22 protein-coding genes and 1 tRNA gene are annotated in these 23229 nt (G+C 60.2%); 12 read left to right on the plus strand and 11 right to left on the minus strand.

Going from position 1 to position 23229, the window contains the following annotated elements; all coding sequences use genetic code 11:
- Positions 1–36: 36 nt before the first annotated feature.
- The 3 genes from lptD to Q0864_RS04765 are packed head-to-tail and all read right to left on the minus strand — an operon-like array spanning position 37 to position 4444.
- Complete coding sequence (gene lptD / locus Q0864_RS04755) at positions 37–2187, minus strand: LPS assembly protein LptD (protein ID WP_298566605.1); 2151 nt, start codon at positions 2185–2187, stop codon at positions 37–39.
- Positions 2187–3284, minus strand: coding sequence for an LPS export ABC transporter permease LptG (gene lptG / locus Q0864_RS04760; protein ID WP_298566606.1), 1098 nt, complete (start codon positions 3282–3284; stop codon positions 2187–2189). Before lptG ends, lptD begins: the two co-directional genes overlap by 1 nt.
- The gene (locus tag Q0864_RS04765; protein WP_298566607.1) at positions 3281–4444 is read right to left on the minus strand and encodes an LptF/LptG family permease; all 1164 of its coding nucleotides are present in this window, start codon (positions 4442–4444) and stop codon (positions 3281–3283) included. The genes lptG and Q0864_RS04765 overlap by 4 nt, the downstream gene beginning before the upstream one ends.
- 134 nt (positions 4445–4578) lie before the next feature.
- On the opposite strand from Q0864_RS04765, the gene Q0864_RS04770 reads away from it, so the two are divergent.
- Both Q0864_RS04770 and Q0864_RS04775 read left to right on the plus strand, forming a co-directional pair.
- On the plus strand, positions 4579–6054 hold the full coding sequence (locus Q0864_RS04770) for a leucyl aminopeptidase (protein WP_298566608.1): 1476 nt from the start codon (positions 4579–4581) through the stop codon (positions 6052–6054).
- 4 nt (positions 6055–6058) lie between these two features.
- Positions 6059–6604 (plus strand): DNA polymerase III subunit chi, encoded by a 546-nt coding sequence (locus Q0864_RS04775; RefSeq protein WP_298566609.1) that lies wholly within the window; start codon positions 6059–6061, stop codon positions 6602–6604.
- Between the two features lie 9 nt (positions 6605–6613).
- On the opposite strand, the gene Q0864_RS04780 is transcribed toward Q0864_RS04775, so the two are convergent.
- The 3 genes from Q0864_RS04780 to Q0864_RS04790 form a co-directional block, all read right to left on the minus strand.
- The gene (locus tag Q0864_RS04780) at positions 6614–7195 is read right to left on the minus strand and encodes a TIGR02281 family clan AA aspartic protease (RefSeq protein WP_298566610.1); all 582 of its coding nucleotides are present in this window, start codon (positions 7193–7195) and stop codon (positions 6614–6616) included.
- A gap of 77 nt (positions 7196–7272) precedes the next feature.
- On the minus strand, positions 7273–7896 hold the full coding sequence (locus tag Q0864_RS04785; RefSeq protein WP_298566612.1) for a MarC family protein: 624 nt from the start codon (positions 7894–7896) through the stop codon (positions 7273–7275).
- Between the two features lie 2 nt (positions 7897–7898).
- The gene (locus Q0864_RS04790) at positions 7899–9755 is read right to left on the minus strand and encodes an ABC-F family ATP-binding cassette domain-containing protein (RefSeq protein ID WP_298566790.1); all 1857 of its coding nucleotides are present in this window, start codon (positions 9753–9755) and stop codon (positions 7899–7901) included.
- Between the two features lie 146 nt (positions 9756–9901).
- Between Q0864_RS04790 and ndk the strand changes: the two genes are divergently transcribed.
- Entirely contained in the window at positions 9902–10324 is a 423-nt protein-coding gene (gene ndk / locus Q0864_RS04795) for a nucleoside-diphosphate kinase (protein ID WP_248363266.1), read from the plus strand.
- Between the two features lie 70 nt (positions 10325–10394).
- On the opposite strand, the gene Q0864_RS04800 is transcribed toward ndk, so the two are convergent.
- Complete coding sequence (locus Q0864_RS04800) at positions 10395–10727, minus strand: TfoX/Sxy family protein (RefSeq protein WP_298566613.1); 333 nt, start codon at positions 10725–10727, stop codon at positions 10395–10397.
- A gap of 553 nt (positions 10728–11280) precedes the next feature.
- Between Q0864_RS04800 and Q0864_RS04805 the strand changes: the two genes are divergently transcribed.
- From Q0864_RS04805 to Q0864_RS04820, 4 genes are all read left to right on the plus strand, one after another.
- Positions 11281–12738 carry a hypothetical protein gene (locus Q0864_RS04805; RefSeq protein WP_298566614.1) on the plus strand — a complete coding sequence of 486 codons (1458 nt, stop codon included), beginning with the start codon at positions 11281–11283 and terminating at the stop codon, positions 12736–12738.
- 365 nt (positions 12739–13103) lie between these two features.
- Complete coding sequence (locus tag Q0864_RS04810; protein WP_298566615.1) at positions 13104–14390, plus strand: integrase family protein; 1287 nt, start codon at positions 13104–13106, stop codon at positions 14388–14390.
- A 701-nt stretch (positions 14391–15091) separates the two neighbouring features.
- Positions 15092–15349: a hypothetical protein gene (locus tag Q0864_RS04815; protein WP_298566616.1), complete on the plus strand. Its 258-nt coding sequence runs from the start codon at positions 15092–15094 to the stop codon at positions 15347–15349.
- A gap of 188 nt (positions 15350–15537) precedes the next feature.
- Complete coding sequence (locus Q0864_RS04820) at positions 15538–17202, plus strand: DUF3987 domain-containing protein (protein ID WP_298566618.1); 1665 nt, start codon at positions 15538–15540, stop codon at positions 17200–17202.
- A 333-nt stretch (positions 17203–17535) separates the two neighbouring features.
- On the opposite strand, the gene Q0864_RS04825 is transcribed toward Q0864_RS04820, so the two are convergent.
- Positions 17536–18624 carry a hypothetical protein gene (locus tag Q0864_RS04825; protein WP_298566619.1) on the minus strand — a complete coding sequence of 363 codons (1089 nt, stop codon included), beginning with the start codon at positions 18622–18624 and terminating at the stop codon, positions 17536–17538.
- A gap of 226 nt (positions 18625–18850) precedes the next feature.
- Positions 18851–19153 carry a hypothetical protein gene (locus Q0864_RS04830; protein WP_298566620.1) on the minus strand — a complete coding sequence of 101 codons (303 nt, stop codon included), beginning with the start codon at positions 19151–19153 and terminating at the stop codon, positions 18851–18853.
- A gap of 214 nt (positions 19154–19367) precedes the next feature.
- Here Q0864_RS04830 and Q0864_RS04835 point away from each other — a divergent pair, with 214 nt between their 5' ends.
- The 5 genes from Q0864_RS04835 to Q0864_RS04855 are packed head-to-tail and all read left to right on the plus strand — an operon-like array spanning position 19368 to position 21471.
- Complete coding sequence (locus tag Q0864_RS04835) at positions 19368–20111, plus strand: hypothetical protein (protein ID WP_298566621.1); 744 nt, start codon at positions 19368–19370, stop codon at positions 20109–20111.
- A 32-nt stretch (positions 20112–20143) separates the two neighbouring features.
- Positions 20144–20614: a DUF5681 domain-containing protein gene (locus Q0864_RS04840; RefSeq protein ID WP_298566622.1), complete on the plus strand. Its 471-nt coding sequence runs from the start codon at positions 20144–20146 to the stop codon at positions 20612–20614.
- Positions 20611–20967, plus strand: coding sequence for a hypothetical protein (locus tag Q0864_RS04845; RefSeq protein WP_298566623.1), 357 nt, complete (start codon positions 20611–20613; stop codon positions 20965–20967). Before Q0864_RS04840 ends, Q0864_RS04845 begins: the two co-directional genes overlap by 4 nt.
- Entirely contained in the window at positions 20964–21239 is a 276-nt protein-coding gene (locus Q0864_RS04850; RefSeq protein WP_298566625.1) for a hypothetical protein, read from the plus strand. The genes Q0864_RS04845 and Q0864_RS04850 overlap by 4 nt, the downstream gene beginning before the upstream one ends.
- A 4-nt stretch (positions 21240–21243) precedes the next feature.
- Positions 21244–21471: a hypothetical protein gene (locus Q0864_RS04855; RefSeq protein ID WP_298566626.1), complete on the plus strand. Its 228-nt coding sequence runs from the start codon at positions 21244–21246 to the stop codon at positions 21469–21471.
- A 635-nt stretch (positions 21472–22106) separates the two neighbouring features.
- Here Q0864_RS04855 and Q0864_RS04860 read toward each other — a convergent pair.
- Positions 22107–22181: transfer RNA gene (locus Q0864_RS04860), tRNA-Asn, on the minus strand.
- Positions 22182–22239: 58 nt separating this feature from the next.
- A complete protein-coding gene (locus Q0864_RS04865; RefSeq protein WP_298566627.1) occupies positions 22240–23163 on the minus strand; it encodes an MBL fold metallo-hydrolase in 924 nt (307 codons plus the stop codon).
- Between the last annotated feature and the right edge of the window lie 66 nt (positions 23164–23229).

Below are 23229 nucleotides of genomic sequence, written 5' to 3' on the forward strand. Positions count from 1 at the left end.
CTCTTGTCGCGGCTGTCATCCGCTGACCGTCTCCGGTCAGCCCCCGCATTTATGCGCGCGTGCGCCGCGGCCGCCCCCAAATCCGGTCAGTTCGACCTGCAACCCGAAATCCGTCGTTGGCGTCACATTAATAGAGGATGTGAAGCGACGCGAGAGGGAAAGATCGACCAAAAGGCATTCATTTCGGTATTGTAGCCCCAGACCGGCCCGCGTGGCCTGATTGGCCTCAAGGTCAAAGATGCCATCTGCCGACACGCGCCAGAAATCGCTGATCTGATACGCGCCGTCCAGTCGCAGCTCATGGGTCGGGTCGGGTCGGTCTTCGGCCGTGTCCTCGATCACCCAGATATGGGCGGCGCCCATCTCCAGCCGATCCGTCAGATAGGCCGCACGCGTTTCGGATTTGGTGATGTTGAGATCATCATTGACCAGGGCGCGGCCCTGCAGGGCAAACCGTCCGCCCAGATTGACCTGTGCCCCCAGCAACCAGTCGGATGCGGTGCCTGACAGACCCGAGGCGTCGGTAAACTGGCCCAGATCGACCCGGCGAAAGACCCGCCCCGCCGCCAGCGTGAAGGCCCAGCCCGACGGGGCGTGCCGCGTCCAGCTCAGCCCGACAGCCGCCCGCGCGCCGTTTTCGCGCCGATCCTTGCCGGGAAACCGGCTAAGATCGAACAGGTTGGATTCGTCAAATTCGACAAACACGCTGTCTTCGTTCGGTATTTCGGCGCCGACTTGTTCTGACCATGCCAGATGCGCGATCGGTTCGATCACGTCCACCGCTCCTGTGCCCGTGACCCGCGACATCGGCCAGCGCAGGGTTATGCCCGCCGACGGGGTCGCAAAGCTTTGTTCGGTTGCAAACCGGCTGTCTTGTTCGATCCAATAGATGTTGGCATCCACGCCGGCATCTGCTTCGACAACGATTCCGGAGGCACTGACCCAGTCGCGGTGCCAGCTGAGCCCAGCCCCCAGACGGGCGACATCGCGGCCAAGGATATCGGCGTCGCTTTCGCGGAAGTGTGCTTGCCAGGATAATTGCGCGCGAAACTCGCCCGCGACCCAAGTCGGAAACAGTCGGCGCTCATAAAAGGCGTCGATCTGCGCAAAGGGGAGCTGATCCGAGATCGGGATCTCAGCCTCGCGCAGAGTGTCATAGCGGGTGATACCTGCGAACACGAACTCGTCGCGCCGCGCGCGCATCACTGACACTGCATTGCGCAACCGGTCCTGATCGGAATAGCCGTAGTCCAGCAAATAACCGGGGTCCGATACCTCTTGCAGTTCAAAGCTGAGCGTATAGTCGCGTGGCAGGGCAAACTCACCTTCACCAAACAGGTAGAAGCGGGTTTCGCCGGGCAAGATCGCATCGTCGCTGACCGCTCCGGTAAAGGTAATGTCGCCGGCACGAAACGCCTGTCGATAGCGCAGCTCAAGCGTCGATGTCTTGGCGGCCAGAAACGGCGACAGCGTCAGGTCGGCATGGTCCCCAAGCTTCCAAAAGAAGGGTGTCAACAGCCCGGTGCCAAGGGTCGAGGTGGTGCGGATCTTCGGCGGCAGAAACCCGGTGGCGCGCTTTAGCGTCGGGTCGGGCAGGCGCAACCGGGGCAGATAGAAGACCGGTATGTCGGCGATGCGAAGTTGCGCGCCATGAAAATAAAGCTGGCGTTCTTTTTCGTCATGTATCACGCGATCCGCCCGGATCTGCCACAGCGGCACCGGGCTGCTTGGGCAAACTTGGCAAGAAGACGCCACGACGCGGCTCATCTGGGTATAGCGATCCTCGACCCGATTGATCTGGGCCGCGGCGATTTGCAATTGTTGATCCAGCACCAGCCGAGCGCTTTTCAGGATGCCGTTTTTCAGATCCGCTGACAGGCGCGCGGCATCTGCGATCAGCACCGATCCCTCACTGCGGGTGATGGTGATCGGTCCCTCGATGGTCAGGCTGTCTGTGGCCTTGTCATAGCTCACACGCGACGCCGTCAGACGCACGTCTTCATAAAGCACAACCACATTGCCCCGCGCCACCAGCGCACCATTGCCCACAACCTGAACATGGTCGGCAATCAGACTGGCCTGCCCCGCAAATGCAGGGGTCACGGTGAGAGCCACGCTGACAAGCGGGGCGCACAAGCCCAGCCAGACAGCCGTGGTCAAGGCTTTCGCAAGTCGCGACAGACCCATCAGCCATCCTCCAGATGCAGCAAGATGCCCATTGGCATCAACAGCGCCGCGATCGGCGGCGCCCATGCCGCCATCAGGATCGGGATCTGACCGTTTTCACCGAGGATCTGGGCGAAGTTACGGATGAAATACGCACCGAACCCCATCATCAGGGCAAACAACACCATGATCCCTGTTCGGCCAAATCGCGTGTGGCGCATGGTAAAGCCTGCACCGATCAGCACCATGGCAACCATGAAGACGGGCATTGCCAGTTCCATCTGGAACCACACCCGGTGGGCGCGGGCGGAAAAGCCTGCAGTTTCCAACTGGCGGATAAATCCCGGCAGATCCCAGATCGAGATCGAGCTGGGCTTGCCGAAACTGTCGCGGATCTGGTCCTGCGTCAGGTTCGATGCGACCCAGAAGGTCGGACGCACCAACGCTTCGGTTTCGGGGTTCTGCGTGTCGGCAAGATCCCAGACCTTGGCGCTGCTCAGCACCCAATGCCCGGGTTCCAGCTTGGCCGACGCGGCTTCGATCCGCATTGTCGGAACGCCATCAGGCGCGAAGGAAAAGAAGGTCACGCCCGACAGGCGGGTGCCTTCCAGATCCGATTGCACGGCGCGGATCACGGTCTGTCCGGTTTCGTTGCCCTGCCTGAGCCAAACGCCCTCGGTCGAGATCGACAGGACAGATCCACCGCTGCCTTCATACTGGGCCGCGATGCGGGCGTGTTTCTTTGAGGTCGCGGCGGCGATCGGATTGCCGACCGCAACGGCCAGTATGCCGAACAGGAACACGGTCAGCGCGGGCGAAATCAGTGTCGCAAGCGCCGAACGCCCGGCCGCGCGTGTCACCACCATTTCAGAGCTGCGTGACAAGCTCAAAAACATCCATAGCGTGGACAAGATAACGATCAGCGGCAGGATGCGATACATCCAGACCGGTGCGTTCAGAAGTGTCAAACCCAGCACATTGCCAAACCCGACCGCGGCCGCATCGAAACGGCGCATGCTTTCGACCATGTCCAAAAGGACAAAGATCATCGCCAGCACCACCAACATGGTCAAGAACGCATACAAGAACCGGCGCGCGATATACAGATGCAGTGTCATGTGGTGCCCCCGGCAGGTTCGCGACCCAGCGCGCGCAAGGCGCGGCGCCGGCGGTGAACGTCACGCGGCGAGGGGCGGCTGGCCATGACCAACACGACCAGATTGAACGCGACGCCAATGGCCGTAGCCAGATAGACCAGCCCGGTCGCGGCATCGGACCTTCGGGCCAGATCCAGCATGGTATTGTCAAAGGATTGCAGCAATGCCACGGCCCCAAGCGCGATCACGACCTGACGCCACAGGCCAAACCGGCTGAACCCGGCGACAATCAACATCGAAAACCCGGCCATCGCGGTGATGATGGAATAAAGCGCCTGCGCGTTTCGGAAATGCCCTTCGGCACGCAGGGCCGCGCGCGTTTCCCCGGTCTCCGCCAGGGTGGCAGCGGTCGGGTTCAGAAGCTCGGGCGTGTAGATCTGGGTGATCGTGCGGTTCCCGCCGATCGGGCCGGACAGCAGTGCCGATATATCGTAGGTGAAATCCTCAAATCCGGTCGTCGACAGGCGCTGGCTTTTGGTGGACACAACCTGCGCAAGCCCTTCGAACATGATCAGCCGCGGCCCGACATCTGTGTTCAGAATCAACGCCTTCTGCGCCGTATAGGTATAATGCTGGTCAGGATCGTGTTCGTCCGACAAGAAGATATCGTGCAATTCACCCTCGGCGCTGATTTTGCGGATATACAGCGTGATCCCTTCGGCGGGATGGACAAAACTGCCTTCGGTCAGAAAACGCGCGGTGATGTTTTCCGCGATCTCGGCTTGGCGCTCGGCAAAGCGCAATTGGCTCATCGGCACCAGAATATGGGTCAGGATCAGCATGAACAGGGCGGTGAAGGCGCCAAAGACCAGAACCGGGCGGGCCAGGCGGAAAGGGCCAAACCCCGCCGATTGTACGACCACCAATTCGCTTTCGGAGTTCAGCCGGTTCGTCACCGAAACCGCCGCCGCGAACGAGGCGATCGGGATGATGAACACAATCACACCGGGCAGGATCATTGCCGAAAACTCTAAAAACACCAAGGCGGTCTGCCCGTTGGCGATCAACTGGTCGAACAAACGCACCGCGCGGTTGACCCAGAACAGCAAGACCAGCACCAGCCCGTAAAAGCCGAACAGCAATATCAGTTGCGACAGCATATAACGGTCGAATCTGGCCACGCGTCCCCCCTGAAAACCCCGGATAGCTAGTGGCTTGTTTTCTAAACCATCCAAAGGCCGGGGAAAACTGCTATCTGGTCAATTGCAGCGCGGCTGGCTAGGAATGGCAAAAGATTGCTTGAAAGGAATGGACCATGACGACCCCGATCCTGCCTGAATTTGGCGACGTGAACCTTGATCTTATCGATGAACACGAAGGCCGTATCACCGTGGTTCTGTCCGAACCGGGCAAGCTGCATCCAGCCGCGCGGCGGGTGAACAAGCTGATGCGCGGCGCTCTGTTGCGCTTTGCTGAAAGCAAGACATTCGAAAAGCTGAAAGAGGGCGAGGCGCATGAGCTGGCCTTTCCGACCGGCCTGAAAGCGGACGCCGTTCAGGTGGTGCGACTTGAGCCGCGCGCCGACCAGCACGTGGTGCGAAAAGCCGGTGGGTTGATCGGCAAGCATTTGATCGGGAATGACATTCTGGTTTTGGCTGGTCCGTTGAAGCACGCGGATGATCTGGCCCTGGGGGCGACTTTGCGGGGATACGCGTTTGACGATCACAAAAGCAAAAAAGACGATGCCCCAAAAGGTGGCAGCTTGCGCTTGATGGTGTCGCGCCCGGTGATGTTCGAGGGTGCGCGCGATAGAATTGCGGCGCAGACGGAGGGGGTGTTCTTCACGCGCGATCTGGTGAATGAGCCGGCCAACGTGCTGACGACCACTGAATTCGCCGATCGTCTGATTGATCTCAAGAAGCTGGGCGTAAAGGTCAAAGTGCTGGACGAACCCGCATTGGAGAAACTTGGCATGCGCGCCCTTCTGGCCGTCGGGCAAGGGTCCGAGGCCCCGTCGAAAGTGGTTGTGATGGAATGGATGGGGGGCGACGCAAGTGCCGCACCTCTGGCCCTTGTTGGCAAGGGCGTCGTGTTTGACACCGGCGGCATCAGCATCAAACCGGCTGCGGGCATGGAAGATATGACCATGGATATGGGTGGCGCTGGCACCGTGGCGGGTGTCATGAAGACGCTGGCCACCCGCAAGGCCAAGGCCAATGTGGTGGGCTTGGTCGGGCTGGTCGAAAACATGCCGGACGGGCGGGCGCAACGCCCCGGCGACATCGTGGCCTCGATGAAGGGCGACACGATCGAAGTGATCAACACCGACGCCGAGGGGCGGCTCGTTCTGTGCGATGTGATGTGGTATGCGCAGGAAGAATACAAACCGGCGGGCATGATAGATCTTGCCACCCTGACGGGGGCCATCATTATCGGCTTGGGCCATGAAAACACAGGCGTTTTCTCGAATGACGATACGTTGTGCAACGGGTTGCTGAAGGCGGCCAGCGCCGAAGGCGAAGGCGCTTGGCGCATGCCGATGGGTCCGGGCTATGACCAGTTGATCAAGTCGCACAAAGCCGACATGAAAAACGTTGGCGGGCGCACCGCAGGGTCCATCACCGCCGCCCAATTCCTTGGTCGCTTCGTGAAAGACGGCCAGCCCTGGATTCACCTCGACATCGCGGGCACCGCTCAGGTCGCTCAGGACGGCCCACTTGCCCCGAAAGGCGCGACGGGTTGGGGCGTTTTGGCGCTGAACCGTCTGGTTCTGGACATGTTTGAGGCGTGATCCATTGACAGAACCGGGCGCGAGGGCAGCAGACGGGCAGGACGCGTCACCGCAAGGTGGCGGCGAGGTCTTTTTCTATCACATGACCCGCACCCCGCTTGAGGCCACATTGCCGGTGTTGTTGCAACGGTCGCTGGAGGCAGGCTGGAAGGTCTGCATCCGCGGCCGTGATGCGAACCGCCTTGAATGGCTGGACGAGCTGTTGTGGACATCTGCCGACGACAGCTTTTTACCGCATGGCCCGTCCGGCGGCCCGCATGATGCTGACCAACCGGTGTTGCTGACTACAGAAACCGAAGCAGACGCGGACACGGAGTTTGCCAACGCGGCCAATGCGCTTTTGACGATTGATGGAGCGGCCGTTTCGGCGGACGAAATGACCCGGATGACTCGCGTGAGCATTCTGTTTGATGGCAATGACCCGGATGCCGTGGCGCAGGCACGATCGCAATGGAAAGAGGTCGTCGCTGCCGGTTGCACTGCGAAATATTGGAGCCAGGAAAGCGGACGTTGGGAGATGAAGGTCAGCACGGAACCTTTAGATAATTAACGGATATTGCTAACGCGTCAGGATCATCTTGTCGCGCTGAATTTCGATTTTTTCGAACCGTTGCAGATAGTCGTTGCCCAGCAATGATCCCGGCATCTCACCGTCATTGACCCAGACCTCGACCCCATAATCCTGTATGCCCAAAAGCTCGACACGGGCGATCCGGGCGGGTGCTGTGCGCACGGGCCCATTGGCGCTCATGGCGCGGCCAAAGAAGCGAAGCGCTTCCATTTTGACGCCGGCGCTCAAGGCATCCTCTTTGGTCAGAACGATGTTGCTGGCCCCGGTGTCGAGCACGAAGTCGATGGGCTGTCCGTTCATTAGAAGCGTTGCATAGAAATGCCCGTCATAGGCGCGCGGCAGCACGATTTGCCCGGTTTCCTGAACAAGGTTTTGGCGCGGCGACAGGTCGTTTCGGATGTCTTGCCACAGGCCCACTGCCGCCAAGGCTCCCAGAAAGATCAGCCCCCAAATCAGAAGCTGTCGAAGGTTCTTGCCAAGGGTCTGACGGTTTTCCGCGACGAAATAGCCACCAACGGCCGCCAAAAGCAGCACAAGGTAGGCAATGCGGGCATAGTCTTCGCCAATCATCCTGTCATCCGTCAGCCAGTGATCTTCAAGATATAGGAAGCCGGAGGCGTGATGTCATCGGGGCAATGCGCCGCGTGTCATCCCATCAGGCCAAAGTCGCGCAACCCTTCCAGCACGAACTGAACCGCCAACGCGGACAGAAGCATGCCCAACAGCCGTGTCACCACTTTGATCCCGGTGTCGCGCAACAGCCGTTCCAGAAGCGATGCCGCGTTAAACAGGATGAAGGCGATCAGAAGCACCAGCGCCATGACCGCCAATGCCAGCCCGACACCCGCCAGCCCGTCGCCCTGACCCGACAGCAAGATCACCGTGGCGATCGAACCGGGGCCAGCGATCAGGGGCATCGCCAGCGGAAACACGGATGGGTCATCGTCGCTGGCCACGCCTTCCTCGGACTGGTCTTTGCGCCGCTGCGTGCGCCGTTCAAACAGCATGTCCAGCGCGGTCAACAACAACAAAATGCCGCCGGAGATCCGGAATGCGGGCATCGAGATGCCAAGGAAGTTCAGCACCCCTTCGCCCAGAAACGCGAACAGCGTCAGGATCAGGGCTGCGGTCGCACAGGCGCGCAGCGCGATGGCGCGGCGCTGCGCCGTCGTCATCCCCTGTGTCAGCGCCATGAACAAAGGTGAAATGCCGATCGGATCCATCACGACGAACAGCGTCACGAAAGCCGGGACAAAAAGCGCAAGATCCATGATCACCCCTCGGCCCGTTCCAGTTTTTCCTGCGCGCGAAGCCAAAGCTCTTCGGCGCGTTCCAGCCCTTCATGCACTTCGGCGTGTTTTTTCTGCCAAACCACAACTTCGTCTTTGCGTTCAGGTTCATAAAGCGCGGGGTCGCCCAGCTTGGCATCCAGCTTGTCGCGCATTGCTTCCAGCTTTTCGACCCGTGCCTCTGCCTTGCGCAAATCGGCGCGCAGGGCAAGGATGGTGTCCCGGTCGGCGCGTTTCGGTTTCGGCTTGGGTGTTTTTGCCTTGGGCGGTTTCTTATCCTCATCCGTGGCAAGAAGCATCTTACGGTAGGCCTGCAGGTCTTCTTCGTAGGGGGCAACATGTCCGTTTTTCACCAACCACAGGCGATCCGCCACCATGGACAGCAAATGCATGTCGTGGCTGACCAAAATCACCGCACCGCTATAGGCGGTCAGCGCTTCGACCAGCGCTTCGCGGCTTTCAATGTCGAGGTGGTTGGTTGGTTCATCAAGGATCAGCAAATGCGGGGCGGGCAGGGTGGCCAACAACAGCGACAGGCGCGCCTTTTGACCGCCAGACAGCCGTCCGACCTCGGTGTCGGCCTGATCCGGTCCCAGACCGAACCCCGCCAGACGGGCGCGCAGCTTTGCTTGCCCCTCGGCGGCGCGTTCGCGCATCAGGTGTTGTAGGGGCGTTTCGTCGACATACAGCTCCTCCACCTGATGCTGGGCGAAGAACCCGATGCGTAGTTTGTTCGAGGACACCATGGTGCCCTCCATCAGGTCCAATCGACCCGACAACAATTTGGAGAGCGTGGATTTCCCTTCGCCGTTGCGCCCAAGCAGCGCGATGCGGTCGTCTTGATCAATGCGCAGGTTCAGATTGCGCAGAACAACGGTGTCACCATAGCCCACAGCCGCGTTTTCGGTGGCGATGATGGGGGGCGGAAGCTCTTCGGGTTTGGGGAAGGTGAACACGGTGCGCGCGGCATCTTCCGGCGCGCGAATGGTCTCCATCTTCTCCAGCGCCTTTATACGTGACTGCGCTTGTTTGGCCTTGGATGCCTTGGCTTTGAAACGATCCACAAAGGCTTGTAAATGCTCGCGTTTTGCGTCCTGTTTTTTCGCCGCGGACGCCAAAAGGGCGCGTTTCTGCGCGCGCTGTTTGGCGAACATGTCATACGTTCCGGTGTAATAGATCAGCCCCTTGTCTTCGAGATGCAGAATGCCGCCAACTGATCGGTTGAGCAGCTCACGGTCGTGCGAGACGATCAGCACAGTGTGGGGGTATTTGACCAGATAAGCCTCAAGCCACAGCGCGCCTTCCAAATCCAGATAGTTGGTCGGTTCATCCAGCAGCAAAAGGTCAGGCTCGGAAAACAGCACCGCCGCCAGTGCCACACGCATGCGCCACCCGCCGGAAAACGCCGAGCAGGGCATTTGCTGTTCGTCATGGGTAAAGCCAAGCCCTTTCAGGATCGAGGCCGCGCGCGCCTCGGCCGACCATGCGTCAATGTCAGACAGGCGGGTCTGAACCTCGGCGATGCGGGTCGGATCAGTGGCCGTTTCGGCTTCTGTCATCAGAGCTTCGCGTTCCGTATCTGCCCGCAAAACCGTGTCGATCAATGAGACTTCGTTGCCGGGCACTTCTTGGCTGACCCCGCCAATTTTCCAACCCTTGGGAAGCGAAACCTCGCCCGTGTCCAACCCCATCTCGCCGCGAATGATCCGAAACAGCGTCGTTTTGCCAGAGCCGTTGCGCCCCACCAGGCCCACCTTGTGGCCTGTCGGAATGGTCACCGAGGCGTTTTCAACCAAGGTGCGACCAGAGATGGAATATGTGATGTCTGAAATTCTAAGCATGGGCACCATGTGCCTGAGCTTGGAAGGCCCGTCAATCATCGCCTTCAATCGCTGCTTTCCAAAACGCCGATCCCATGTTACCGGGGGCCGCAAATCACACACGCACCGGGGCAGGGGTCCCGCTGCCCAACGCAAAAGGGACCGACATGGCCATTCAACGCACTTTCTCGATCATCAAACCCGATGCCACCAAACGCAACCTGACCGGCGCGATCAACGCCAAGATCGAAGCCGCTGGCCTGCGCATCATTGCGCAAAAGCGCATCCACATGACCCAAGCCCAGGCAGAAACCTTCTATGGCGTCCACAAAGAGCGCCCCTTCTTCGGTGAGCTGGTTGAATTCATGATCTCCGAGCCGGTTGTCGTTCAGGTTCTGGAAGGCAACGACGCCATCAAAACCTACCGCACCGTGATGGGCGCCACCAACCCGGCCGACGCTGACGAAGGCACGATCCGTAAAGAGTTTGCCCAATCGGTTGGCGAAAACTCGGTCCACGGCTCGGACGCACCGGAAACCGCAGCAGAAGAAATCGCTTACTTCTTCTCGGGTCTCGAACTGGTCGGCTAAGGCTGGTTGGACGCAAAAAAAAGGGCCGCGCGGAGAAATCCGGGCGGCTTTTTCAATTCAGGGTCGGGTGTCAGGGCGCGCGGATGCCTATCTGGTCCAAAATGGCGTCCATCTTATCTTCGGGGGGCTTGTTCGCGGCGGCCTCGGCCTTCAACGCATCAAACCGGGCGCGCAGGGCGTCTTTTTCCTTGCCCTTGCAGTCATTCCAAGGGCGCCCCTGCAACCCCATGACCATGGCATAATATCCAATGAAGTGCGGCCGTGATCCCGACGCCAAGAGACGGCGATAGGCCTCATCCGCGCCCAGTTCGCGCAAGTCTTCGGCCGTATGGATGCCGGCACGCTCGAAAGCGGCGTCCGACGCGGGCCCAAGGTTGCGTATGGACGAAACAGGATCAGTCATGATCCAAGCCTAGTCGCGTTGCGTCAGGGTTAAAACCCGTCAGATGCTGGCCCAGTCAGTATACACCACAGCCGGTGTTTCCTGTTCTGGTGCCTTGGTCCGGTCAGACTTCGGAGGTGTTTCCTGCCGAAGATACCGCACAACACGTTTTGGCGTTTTAATCTGCTTATTCTTTGTTTTATCTACCATATTCCCCGCTCCAGTTACTTAGTGTTACGCCTGAATATGGCGCACATTTTCCCCACCAGAGGTCTTTCGACATTCACATGTTAACAGAAAGTTAAGGGAAATCGACGAATAAAAGTTTCGTGAAGGGGGCTTGTGACGAAATATAGTGGCGTTCGGGCCACATGTAACCGGCCTGATCACCCGGGATTTCTTGCGGTTTTGGCACCGCGGCGCCCCGAAAAACGGACTGGCCTTGCTGAGGGATCGGCCCGTTTTGGTTCTTGATCCCAGCAAGAAATGACTTCATGCTCTGCCGAATTTTGTCTAAACGATCGCTGCGGCCCTTCTTTGTTCGTCAACGCGCCTCTGGAAGCTTGAACCACCCATGATTTCTTCTGATGATTTTATCAATGTCTACCGTTCGCGGAACTTCGAAGCCTATCAGGCCTGCCTTCGCGTTCTGGCGCATAATGAAATCGCGGGCCAGGACTTGCGCAAGCCTGTCAACGTCTCGTGGCACCGCGATGACGATATCCCGCCACTGGCCTGGCTGTGCAAATCCACGCCCGACAAAACACAATTCGTGCTGGGATCTCAGGTCGAAAAGTTCGGCGACACCTTCTTCGAGGGCGTTTGGGATGGTCCGGTCCATAAAGCGATGTTCCGCGAAAGTGCAAATTTCTTCGGCACGGGCTGTTCGTTGCTGCGCAACATTCTTTTCACACCGCCGCGTCACTGTTTCGATGCACTGTATGTGGCAACCTGCGATGGGGTCAGCTATGTGACCAACAGCATGGCGCTGGCGATCCGGTTGGCCCTGCCTGACATCGACGATGAGGCGCTGCGTGATCTTGCGATCGTTCTGAAAAAGCACAGTGACGACAGTTCTGCCTTGGGTGCAGATCTGGCCCAGACATTTGCCACCAAGCTCGACGGGTGGGCCTTTTACCGGGTGATGTATCACAATTTCTCTTTGTCCGCCGATGGTGTGCCGCTCAGACGGTTTCACCTTGAACAAAAGCCAAACCTGACCTTCGCAACGTATCGCAGAAACCTTCGACGTGTGGCCAAGCGGCTATCACGCAATGCCAAGTCCAGGCGGCGCAAATTTCCCTTGGGCGTCGTTTCGACGATCTCGAACGGCTACGATTCCACAGCCTGCACAGCGATTGCGAAGGCTGCGGGATGCAAACTGGCTCATACAATAACCGGAGACGTCAGGGGGCGGTCCGATTCCGGGGAAGAAGTGGGCGCCCAGCTTGGCATCAAGGTCAAGGCACACCGCCATATCCTGAAATCCAGCGACCGTTCCCTGTCGCTTCACCTTGATGAAGAGGCGCTTGCCTATGCCTCGGAATTCCTCGCCACATCTGGCTTTGGTGACGATGTCGTCTATGCCTCATTCGAACGCGACATTCAGAATTGCGTTGTGTTCGAAGGGTCATTTGGCGACGGCATCTGGGCAAAGAAGCTGCGCACGGGACCGGGTCTTCCGACGGGGTTGCGCACGGCCAAAAGCAAAAACGAGTTTCACCTGCGCAATGGCACAATTTTTGTTCCCTTGCCCGTGGTCGGCGCGAAATTCGTACAGGCCATTCGCCGTGTGTTGCGCCAGCCGGATATGAAACCTTTCTTCCTTGACGTTCCCTATGACCGCCCCATTCCGCGGCGAATTGTCGAAGAGGCAGGCGGGAAACGAGAAGCCTTTGGCCAACGCAAAGGTGCCACGGCGCCCACTCCGCAGAACCTGGAACCCCAGCTTGCAGGCGCGTTCAGAACTGTCATGAAGCGATACCAGTCGCTTGTTTCGTATCTCGACGCAGATACCCCCAAGCGCGGATAAGCGCCTTTCTTACATTCGCAAGTCGTCCGAAAGAGGGGCTCTTCACCCAGCCAACACAACGCAGTCGGTCGGTGGCGTGCGAAGCGCGGCTGACTCAGAGGCATCAATCTGATCCGGTAAAGAAAAAGGGCCTAGCGAAAAATCGCTAAGCCCTTGAATTCTTTGGCTCCGGCGGTAGGGATCGAACCTACGACCAATTGATTAACAGTATCCCACGGGGGTTCTAACGGCAGATAGCGCAAGCTAGCGACAGCATACAAAGTCGTGTAAAAACAATGACTTGAAGCCGTTGCGTGATAATGGCAGAATGTCCTAGGCAATCCTAGAGTGCTAGCATGGTGCTAGCATGTGCATAGGAGAACCACATGCCGAAGCTCACGAAGACCTACATCGACAAGGTGCAACAGCCCGCCTCGGGATACGAGATTCATTGGGACGACAAGGTGGGCGGATACGGCCACCGCGTCACCGCCAGCGGGGTGCGCGCGTTCGTCGCCCAGGGACGGGTGAACGGGAAAGCGGTCATCATCACCATCGGTCGTTATGGCCTCTACACCGAGGCGCAGGCGCGGGAGAAGGCGCAGAGCCTGCTTCAGCAGATGCGCGAGGGGATCGACCCGAGGGCGGTGAAGAAGCAGGCCGAGGCCGAAAGCGTCACGCTCAAGGAATGCTTCGACAGCTATCTAGCTCGGCCCGGCAAGCTCAAGGAGAGCACGAAGGACTGGTATCGGTTCTTCATCGAGAAGACCTTCAAGGACTGGGCCGACATGCCTGTGGTCAACATCACCCGCGACATGGTGAAGACCCGCCACGCTGAGCTGGTCAAGAACGGCCTCAAGGGGAAGAAGCGGAAGGGCGGGGCACCGGGCAGCGCGAACAGTGCGATGGTCGTCCTTCGCATCATTATGAACTACGCCGCCGACGAGCATACCTTGCCTGATGGCACGCCGCTGATCCCGCACAACCCGGTCGCCGCGATGAAGCGTCATTGGGCACCGGCGGGTGATCGGACCGACCGATACGTCCCATTCGACAAGGTGGGCGAGGTCTGGAATGCGCTGCACGACGCCCGCCTGACCGCGCGGAACCGCGATGCGCTGGCCGGGGTGAATTTCGTGCTGTTCCTGATGACCACAGGTTGCCGCCGATCCGAGGCCGCGCGTCTGCGGTGGAGCGACGTTCACATCGACAAGGACGACCCCGCCAAGTCGTATTGGTTCCTCGGCGACCGAAAGCAGGGCAAGCCGATCATGCTGCCGCTCTCAACCGCAACGACGAAGGTGCTTGAGGCCTGCGAGAAGGTGGACGGGAACGACCATGTGTTCCCGAGCCGTGGTAAGGCCGGTCACATCACCGACCCCCGCGCGGTGCTGGACGAGGTGGACAAGGTGGCGGGGCGTATCGTCGGGGCGCACGGGCTTCGCAAGACGCTCTCGAACATTTCGCAGCGGGAATGCCGCATTGAGAAGTTCCGCACCGACCTGCTGATTGGGCACAAGCCCGCGCAGGAGGACGTGACGAGCCGGGCGTATCTTGACCTGACCGACCTCCGTTGGCTGCACCCGGAGATCGAGCAGATCGGCGCGTGGATCGAGGAAAAGGGGCTGGTCGCCGCCGGGAAGAACGTAGTGGCGCTCCCCGCTCGCGCGTAGCCCCCGAAATTTGCCGGCTGTAGCCGCAGGTCACGCTTGGCCGGGGGTAGGGTGGCTCCCGGCGCGGGATCGCGGTGTAGCCAAGAATTAGCGAGGCAACACGTTACCTCGACTTGGAACGGTGCTTTTTCAGCCACTTTCGGGCGGAACCCACGCCACCAAATGTCGGGGATGCTGCCTTTTCCAAAGGCTTGACTTGCTCAGGGTGTGCGATTGCCCATTCAGCAAAGCTATCGGACGGATTCCCATCGCGCCGCTTCACATATCCGACGCGATAGCTGACACGATGACACTCGGCGCAATAGCCAGTCGAAACGTAGCGCTCATCTATGTGACCATGTTTGCAGGGTTCGCCCGTATAGAAGCGTTTCAGCCCTTTCGACCGCGCTTCCTCTCTGCTGATTAGTTCCATTCGCTCTACAATCCTCGCCGTTTTCATTGATGGGTGCTAAGTGACCTATATCAATGTGCAAATTGTGGCCTGAGAATGGCAATTCGCGCTTGCCGACTGTGCGACAGCTAAGCTAGTTTTGCCATACATCGTGCCGGAGACGGGGCACGCGAAGAATACTGTCTCCGAGAGCCGGTGAAGCAAGGGTAGCCAGTCCCCCAGGGCATCGGACACTGCCAGATCGGCATTCGGCATGATCTGGTGCTGGTGACCACAGCGCAAGCCAACACTTGTCGCCGGAGTCACTTATATGGCCCACAAAGAACCGACCTTCGAGGAGCTGTGCGCCCAGTTCGCATACGTCCCTCGCAACCGCCCACTCTCCGCCGCTGAGGTGTCCGAACTGATCGGGGTTCACCCCGTGACAGTGGACCAATGGCGTCTGCGGGGCACCGGCCCGCGCTACTTCAACCCGAAGGGCACCCGGCGGTGCTGGTATGCTGAGCCTGACGTGCTCGCGTGGTTGGCATCGGGCGAGAAGCGCAGCACCAGCGACACCGCTGTCTGAGCCGACCCGTTTACCATGAACAAGTCGGATCACCGCCAATACGCGCAACGCAGCAAGGGTGCGCCCACCTCGGGCACGCCCGCAAACCAGCACGGTCATAGCCGTGCCCACGAAAAAGGGGACCGGCGCGACCCGATCCCCTCAGTCATCAGGACAAGTAGCAGAATGCAGATGAAAGGAACCTGCTGATGAGCAGTATGGGACAGGCCGCTGAGAGCGGCAACGAAGGCTTGCACCTCGATACGACCGGCGACACCGACTGGGCGACGTATCAGCCTCCCGGCAACTCCTGGGACTTGGGAACGGGGCTGAACTTGCTTGGCATCGCCCGGCAGGCGCGGCAGGCGATTGCGGTTGCTGCACCGGAAGCCCCCGAACTGACCCCGGAGCAGGAAGCGGAAGCACGCAAGAAGGCACGGGCGTCCATCGGGATCTTCTGGGACGACGGGGCGCACGCTGCACCACGGCGGCGCAAGGTGACCACGCTGCGCCCGCCCACGCCCGCGCCACTGGACTGGCCGCCGGGGTTCGCCGGTGAAATCGCCCGCTACATGCACGGCGCTGCGCTGCGTCCGGTGAAGGAAGTGGCGGTCGTCGGGACGCTCGGTCTGTTGGCTGGCATTTGCGGTCGTCAGTGGCATATCCCTGAATCGGGTCTCAACCTGTATCTGGTCCTCGTCGCTCGGTCTGCCATTGGTAAGGAAGCAATGCACAGCGGCATCAGCAAGATCGTTGCGACGTGCCGGAAGATGGACCCGCACATTCGGGAGTGCGCTGACTTCACCGAGTATGCGTCTGGGCCTGCCCTGATTAAGGCGCTCGTCAACAACCCTTGCTTCGTCAACGTCAGCGGCGAGCTTGGCAGGAAGTTCAAGCAACTGGCCGAGGACAGCCGCAACGGCCCCCTGCAATCGCTCCGCACCCAGTGGACCAACCTCTATGCGAAGTCCGCCCCGACCTCGGTGGCCGGGGGCCTCAGCTACAGCGCTACCGACAACAATGTCGAATCCATCTTCGGTGCCAGCTACAGCCTTGTTGGCGAAACCACGCCCGGGACGTTCCTCGAATCCCTCACCACGGGGATGATGGAAGACGGGTTCATGTCGAGGTTCACGATCATCGAGTATAGCGGCGAGCGACCGCCCAAGAACCTGTCGCCTGCCAAGGAGCCGCCGCATCAGCTCGTGCAGTCAGTGCTGAACCTCATGTCGATGTCGTCCCTGATGGAACAGCGGGACCTCTACCACCTCGTGCAGCGAACGCCAGCGGCGGCCGTGGAGCTGGAACTGTTCGATGCCGACGTGTGCGACCCTCTCATTGAGGCGTGCGGCAGCGACGAGTCACGCCGCCAGATGTGGAACCGGGCGGGCCTCAAGGTGCTGCGTATTGCAGCGCTGCTGGCGGTCGCTGACAGCTACGGCACGCGCGCACCGCTCATCACCCTCGCGCACGCGCGGTGGGCCATCAACCTTGTGCTGCGCGACACGGCAGCCTTCACCAAGCGGCTTGATGGTGGCGATGTTGGCAGCGGTGACGATGCACGGGAGCGCAAGCTGGTCGGTATGCTCACGGAATACCTGCTCAACGAGGTGCCGGAGAGCTACAAGGTGCCTGACTCCATGCGGCAGAACAGCATTGTCCCGCGGAACTACCTGCAAGTGAGAACGGCCAAGGCCGCTGCCTTCTATAACCACAAGCTGGGCGCAACCCGCGCACTGGAAGAGTGCATCGCTTCTATGATTGGCAACGGCTACCTTATGGAAGTTGCCAAGGACAAGGTAGTTGATGCCTACGGCTTTCACGGTAAAGCGTTTCGCGTTATTCGCCTCCCGGACTATGACCACATGAACTAGCTCTGCTGCCAGCCGCAGTAATTATTACCGTGGCTGGCTAATTTGAATCGGGAAGGGAAACAAACACTTACCTATAAAATTACTCAAATTACTATATTACCATTGGTTATGCTGTTCTCTCCATTACATAGGGTGGCCTCTGCCTTACGAGCGGTAAAGGGTATAAGAGTAATGCAGTAATGCTGCTAATTTGGTAATTTCGGTCAGTTCAGCCGACCCGCATATTCCGTATATGCCCGCCAGCATTTGCTAAACGGGCGTAAACAGGCGGGAATGGGTCAGGTCGGCATGTGGTTATCGGGAGCCGCCTAGCCGGTTGCTAGCCTCGAACAGTCATTCGCCCGCTTCACCCTCGTCCGCGTCATCGTCTGGTGCGTCGTTTGCCTTGTCCTCGATCAGTAGCTGTGTGGCAGCCTTGAGCGTGCGCATCTCTTCGACGTTCTCGGTGATCGTATTGATGGCTTCAGCTACCGCATCGTCCAACTCCTCGTCATCTGCGGGCTCGGGCGGGGGCAACATATCCACCTCACCGCCTTTGGACGTGAACCGAAACATCTTTTCGATGGACTTCTTGAGCGCGTTCTCAACGTCGCCTGCAATGCGCGCGCCGATCTTCTCTTTGACCAGTTCGAGGGCGTCTTGAACGCCACCATCCTCGACACTCTTGCGCCGCGCGAGGAGCACTCGCTCGACCTCAGCATCCGCCACCTTACGCATTTTCCAGTCTTGGAGAGTATGCGCAATCTCCATGGACGATTTCACCGTGGAAGCAATTTGCTTCATAATTAGGGCGATGATGGTCGCCACAGTGAGAGTCGTTCCAAGGACGATAATCAGTGAGCCTGTGGTCGCCCCCTTTACTTCAACATCCTCTGGCCGCTCACCTGCCGCCATCGCCAAGCCACGAGAGATATCATACCATTCGGCGGACCACTTTTTGAGCTGGGTCACGTTTTCGATCTCGACAGCATCCTTGAAGCGGACGCGAACCGTCACCTTGTCGGATGCCTCGTAGTCCGGTTCGCCTGTGATGCCGACTGCGGATAGCGACTGACGCGTCTGCTTGAATTGTTGGAGTGCGCTGTCAAGGCGCTGCTTGGCCTTGCGAATGTCAGCGGCGGCACTGGCTGGATCGTAGTTGCCTTCCTTCACGGTGCGTTCAACGAAGCGCCAGCCCTTCTCGCCGAGCAGGTCGCCGACTTCCATGTCGTCCAAGAGGTCAGTCTGTTGATAGCTCAATTGCGATACGGGCATGTCGAGCAGGGCTTGCTGCACGGCGTCCAGGTGCTCACGTAGTGGCACCTTGTTCCCGTTGGTCGCATTTTGCTCCATCGAACTAGCCAACTGTTCATAGACCGACATAGCCGGGTTCACGTGCTCGTTCATCCAATTGGCCAGCCCAACAAGCTCATTAACGTCCATGCAATTCCCTCATCAATTTCGTGCTTCAATTCTCACTGTGAACAATTCGACTGGCAAGAGCCGCCCGCGAACCCCTGTTCCATTTAGCATCGACGGTGACGACCGGGCTAGTCCAAAGGGAGTGACGGGAGCGCACACAGCGGCAGCACAGCCGCGCTCATGCAAACGGGCCGGGGTAGCACCCGGCCCGTGGCTGTTGTCGCTGTAGCCCGGCGGCTAGCGAGCGCTACTCGGCAGCTATGGCCACACCTCCCTCCCGGCGAGCCTGTATAGCCTCGATCCGCTCCCGGAAGCTCGGGCTTGCCCATACCGCCTCCACCACCGGCTTGAGCGCCGCCAACCTGCGGGCGGGCTTGCACGCGGCCAGCGCGCGTATGCGCCCGGCCCGTGCCTGCGCCAGCAGCGCAGCACCATCCGCCGGGGCTGGTGTTGGCATGTCGGTGCGCCATTCCGCGCGAAGGTAGAGAGGCAGCGGTTTCGGGCGTGCCGGGCGGATGCTGCGCGGCTTCACTGTGGTCATGTCGTTCATGTCTGCTTCCCCCATAAGTTACAGACACCCCAAGCCCGACACTTCACCCCGAGGGCGCAAGCGAAAAGTGCCGACAGGCTCGACCCACTTACTTGGAATATGGGGCATTTCGTATCCAAGTGCATGATTTCGTTGCTGAACTTCGCGAAGAACAGGTAGCGTCCTAGCCTATGGGGAGCCGCAACAGGCTTCCCTCAGGCATCAAGAGGACAACATGGCAGACGTTGATACGAGGGTTCCGCTGAGCCTTCACCCCGACAACATCACATCTATGAGCGACGTGGACGACGATACGCGCGTCTTCGTCAATCCCGCCGCAGAGGCGCTGGAGGCGGCCCACACCTACCTAGGCTCGATCTATGACGTTCGGGAGGCCGCGTTTTCCGACCCGACGTTGACCGAGCCTGCCGCGCTGCTCAAGACCGACGACCACGCAATGGCGAAGCTGGAGGCCGTCACGCGCAAGCTCGACGGCACACTTGCCGCGATGGGCAAGACCATCAAGGCCTACGAGGCGCAACTGGTCGCCCCAGTGAAGGAGAAGGCTGGAGCGGTCGTCAGCACCGAAATCCGGGCGCACCTGAAGGTCGCCCCGAACCGTATCGACCTCGTGCGGCAGGCGATCAAGAACGGCGACGACGAGGTGGCATGTGCTGCACTTGGCGGGCCTGCGATGCTGTCGGGCCTGACGCCCGAAATCCACAGCGTCCTCCTGCGCGAGTATCACGAAGTGCGGCAGCCAGTCGTGGCGAAGCGCGTCCGCGCGATGACCGCTGCCCGCGACTACCTCGAAATCAACGGACCTCGCGTCCTGAAAGAGGCGATCCGCGCGGTGGGCGGTGTCCAAGTCCCCATCCCCGGCCCGGACGGCAAGACCGTCGGTTTCCGCACCGAAGGACCGGATGCCTACCGGCGGAAACGCAACGCCTCCGCCAAAGTCTACCGGAAGCACGCCTGACCCCTGAACCGAAACTGTTGATGCAGGTGCCAATGGCAGACGTAATCAAACCTAGCTGGATGGAAGGCTTCGTGCCTGATCCTGCCCCGCCCGGCGGTCGCTGGCCCAAGGGGGTCAGCGGCAACCCTGCCGGACGCCCGAAGGGATCGCTCAGCAAGAGCGACAAGATCGCCCGCGCTCTGAACGAGGAAGGTCTGGACGTTGTGCGCGTCGTGCTGGACGCGGCAAAGGCTGGCGATATGACGGCCTGTGGTCATGTCCTCAACCGCATCGCGCCAAACCTGCGCAGCAAGTCGCAGACGGTCGAGTTCGACTTCGACCCCGAAGCGCCGATGACGAAGCAGATCGAGGCGGTGCTGGCCGGTGTCGCTGCCGGTCAGGTGCCCCCGGACGTGGGGCAGCAGATCATTTCCGCCATCGGCACGTTGAACGAAGCCCGCCTGACCGAGGAACTGGCGCAGGAGCTGGAAGCGCTGAAACGAGACCGCGAGGGGGGCCGATGAGCTACATCGAGACCAAACGGAACCAAGTGCATGTCGGCAGACCGCTGGCGACGGATACGGTTGTGGCCACATTCCTGCACGGCAGCACCGGGCCGCGCCGCCTGCTCTGCGTCCAGCCGCTCGCCAACTACCAGCGCGCCGTCAACTGGGCGCTGTCGATGGCAGACTACATGGCCGGTCCAATCGAACTGCTACCCTACGAGAGCGAGGAAGCGCTGGAACACGCGATCTTCATGTCCGAGGTCCACAACCTCACCTTTGCATCCGACGACCCCGAGGTGCGGCGGGATGCCCGTGAGCTGTTCCTGTCGCTGGCGGATTGGCCGACCATCAGGGAGCGGAGAAAGCAATGAGACGACCCGCACCGAGCATTCCATTCTCAAACGCACGACCTGTCGAATATGACCACAGTGACGGTGGCGCCATCACCTATGCCAACGGGCGGGCCTATCGCCGCGAGACCTCGCGCCACGACCCAGACAACACCATTACGCCCGACGAGCAGAAGGTGCTTCGCCAGCACCAGTTGGAGGCGGCCCAAGATCGGCAAGCCCGCAGTGACGCGAACCTCGCTGCCGCGTTGCGCCTCGGTGAAGCGTTGCGCGTGCTGAAGGGCGAGGGTTGACCACATGCCAAGCGCCCGCCACCTCCTCCGTCAGGCCAAGACGCTGAAGGATGCGCGTGACAACCATCCTATCGCGCGGTTCGGGACACCCGAGTTCGAGGCGGAGTTCCGGGACTCGGTTGAAGCGAACAACCTCGACCGCACCGACATGTTCGGGGAGAACGGCACGGGCGGGGTGCTGGCCTGCCTCAAGCGGTGGGCGCGCGATGAGGTATGGCGCTTGTGGCGATGACGGACGAGCCAGAGTGGCTGGTGCGCTGGCACCGGGGCGAGCCGCCGCTACAGCCGCCCCCACAGCCGCAGGCCGCACCGGGCCAAGGGGGTAAGGGCGGCACCCGCAAAGCCCGCGCTGCAAACGGCGCTGGTAGGGAGGCCTCGGGGTTCAGGGAACCGAGGTTTGAGGCTTGGCGCTTCGACGGATGCAAGCGACGGGAACCTGTCCTCGACCTTGACCACAACCCGCCGCGCGTCGTCCGCATGGTCGGCTGGCGCGTGTGCATGAAGTGCTCGACGCGATTCTGGTCTGACGATGTGGTCAGGGTGAGGATGTGCGACGAGTGCAAAGCGCCCCCGAAGGGGCACAGACGCAGCCAATAACCGCGTGATTGGAGTGGCCCACGAGGACGCGGCCTTGCCAGCCGCACGTCCTTGAGGAAACCGACGGACGTAAAACCATCGGGACCAGTCGGCGGCGGTGTTCCTTCGCTGCCCGAACCGACAAGCGCCTCGCAGCATGGGTTGCGGGGCGCTTTTGCTGACTGCGCTATGACTCGTGCTAGGCGGCTAGCATAGCGCTAGTACGAGCCGCCAATAGCAAAACAGCCCCGCGAGAGGGGCCGCTTAAGTGCTTGCTATAGCTGGTAAATTTGGCTCCGGCGGTAGGGATCGAACCTACGACCAATTGATTAACAGTCAACTGCTCTACCGCTGAGCTACGCCGGAACATGAGGGGCGATATAGCAAGAGTGATTCAGGGCCGCAAGAGGGCTTGATGTTTTTTTCACGCGATCCGCAGGAATTCTGCACGAGCGTCAAGCTGTGGCCTCGCGGCGACGATTTCGCGGGTGGCCAGATCGATTAGATGGGCGAAGACGTTGCGTTCGGCTGCGGGGATCAGGGCCTTCGGCGTTTCGGTATAGATTGCCTTGGTCAGGGTGGGGATGGTCGCGGGGCGGCCGTCGGACAGAAGGTCAAGAATGTTGGCTTCGCGTGACTTTCGATGGCCAATCAGCCACGCGATGCGGGCGGCGGGCGTGTCGATCGCGGCGCCATGTGCCGGATAATAGATCCGGTCGCGTCGTTGGGCGAGCTTTTGGCACGATGACATGAAAGCCGTCAGGTCTCCATCCGGCGGTGAAACCAATGAGCTGGCCCATCCCATGATGTGATCTCCTGTAAAAACAGCGTCTTGTGCGGTAAAGCTCAGGTGGTTGGAAAAGTGTCCGGGGGTCCAGATGGCCTCAACCTGACACCCGCCTGCGGTAAAGATTTCCCCATCCGACAGGTAGATATCGGGCCGAAACGCGGCATCGACGCCTTCGCCACCAGATGCAAGGCCGCGTGCGACAAGCTCTGTCATCACCGCACTGCGCCCTGCGACGGCGTCCCCGAAGGCATGCACTTTGGCACCGGTCACCTCTGATAACGGGCCGGCCAGCGGGGAGTGGTCCAGATGGGAATGCGTCACCAGAATTTGCGTGATCCGTTCGCCGCGCTCGAGCCCATCCAGAAGGGCGCGCAGGTGGGTCTTGTCTGCGGGGCCGGGGTCAATGACGGCCACGTCGCCTTCGCCCAGAACGAACGTATTGGTGCCCCAATAGGTCATGGGCGAGGGGTTCGGAGCTATAATCCGGCGGATGCCCGGTTCCAGCTGTGACATCACCCCGGCGGGCGGGCGGTCTTCCAAAACGTGATCGTGTGCCATTGCAGCCTTCTTGCTGGCGAATCCTTTGCACAGTAAGGCCGCGCGCTCGCGGCTTGGCAAGCAAGC

The sequence above is a fragment of the uncultured Aliiroseovarius sp. genome (assembly GCF_947497285.1).
In the GTDB taxonomy this organism is placed as follows: Bacteria; Pseudomonadota; Alphaproteobacteria; order Rhodobacterales; family Rhodobacteraceae; genus Aliiroseovarius.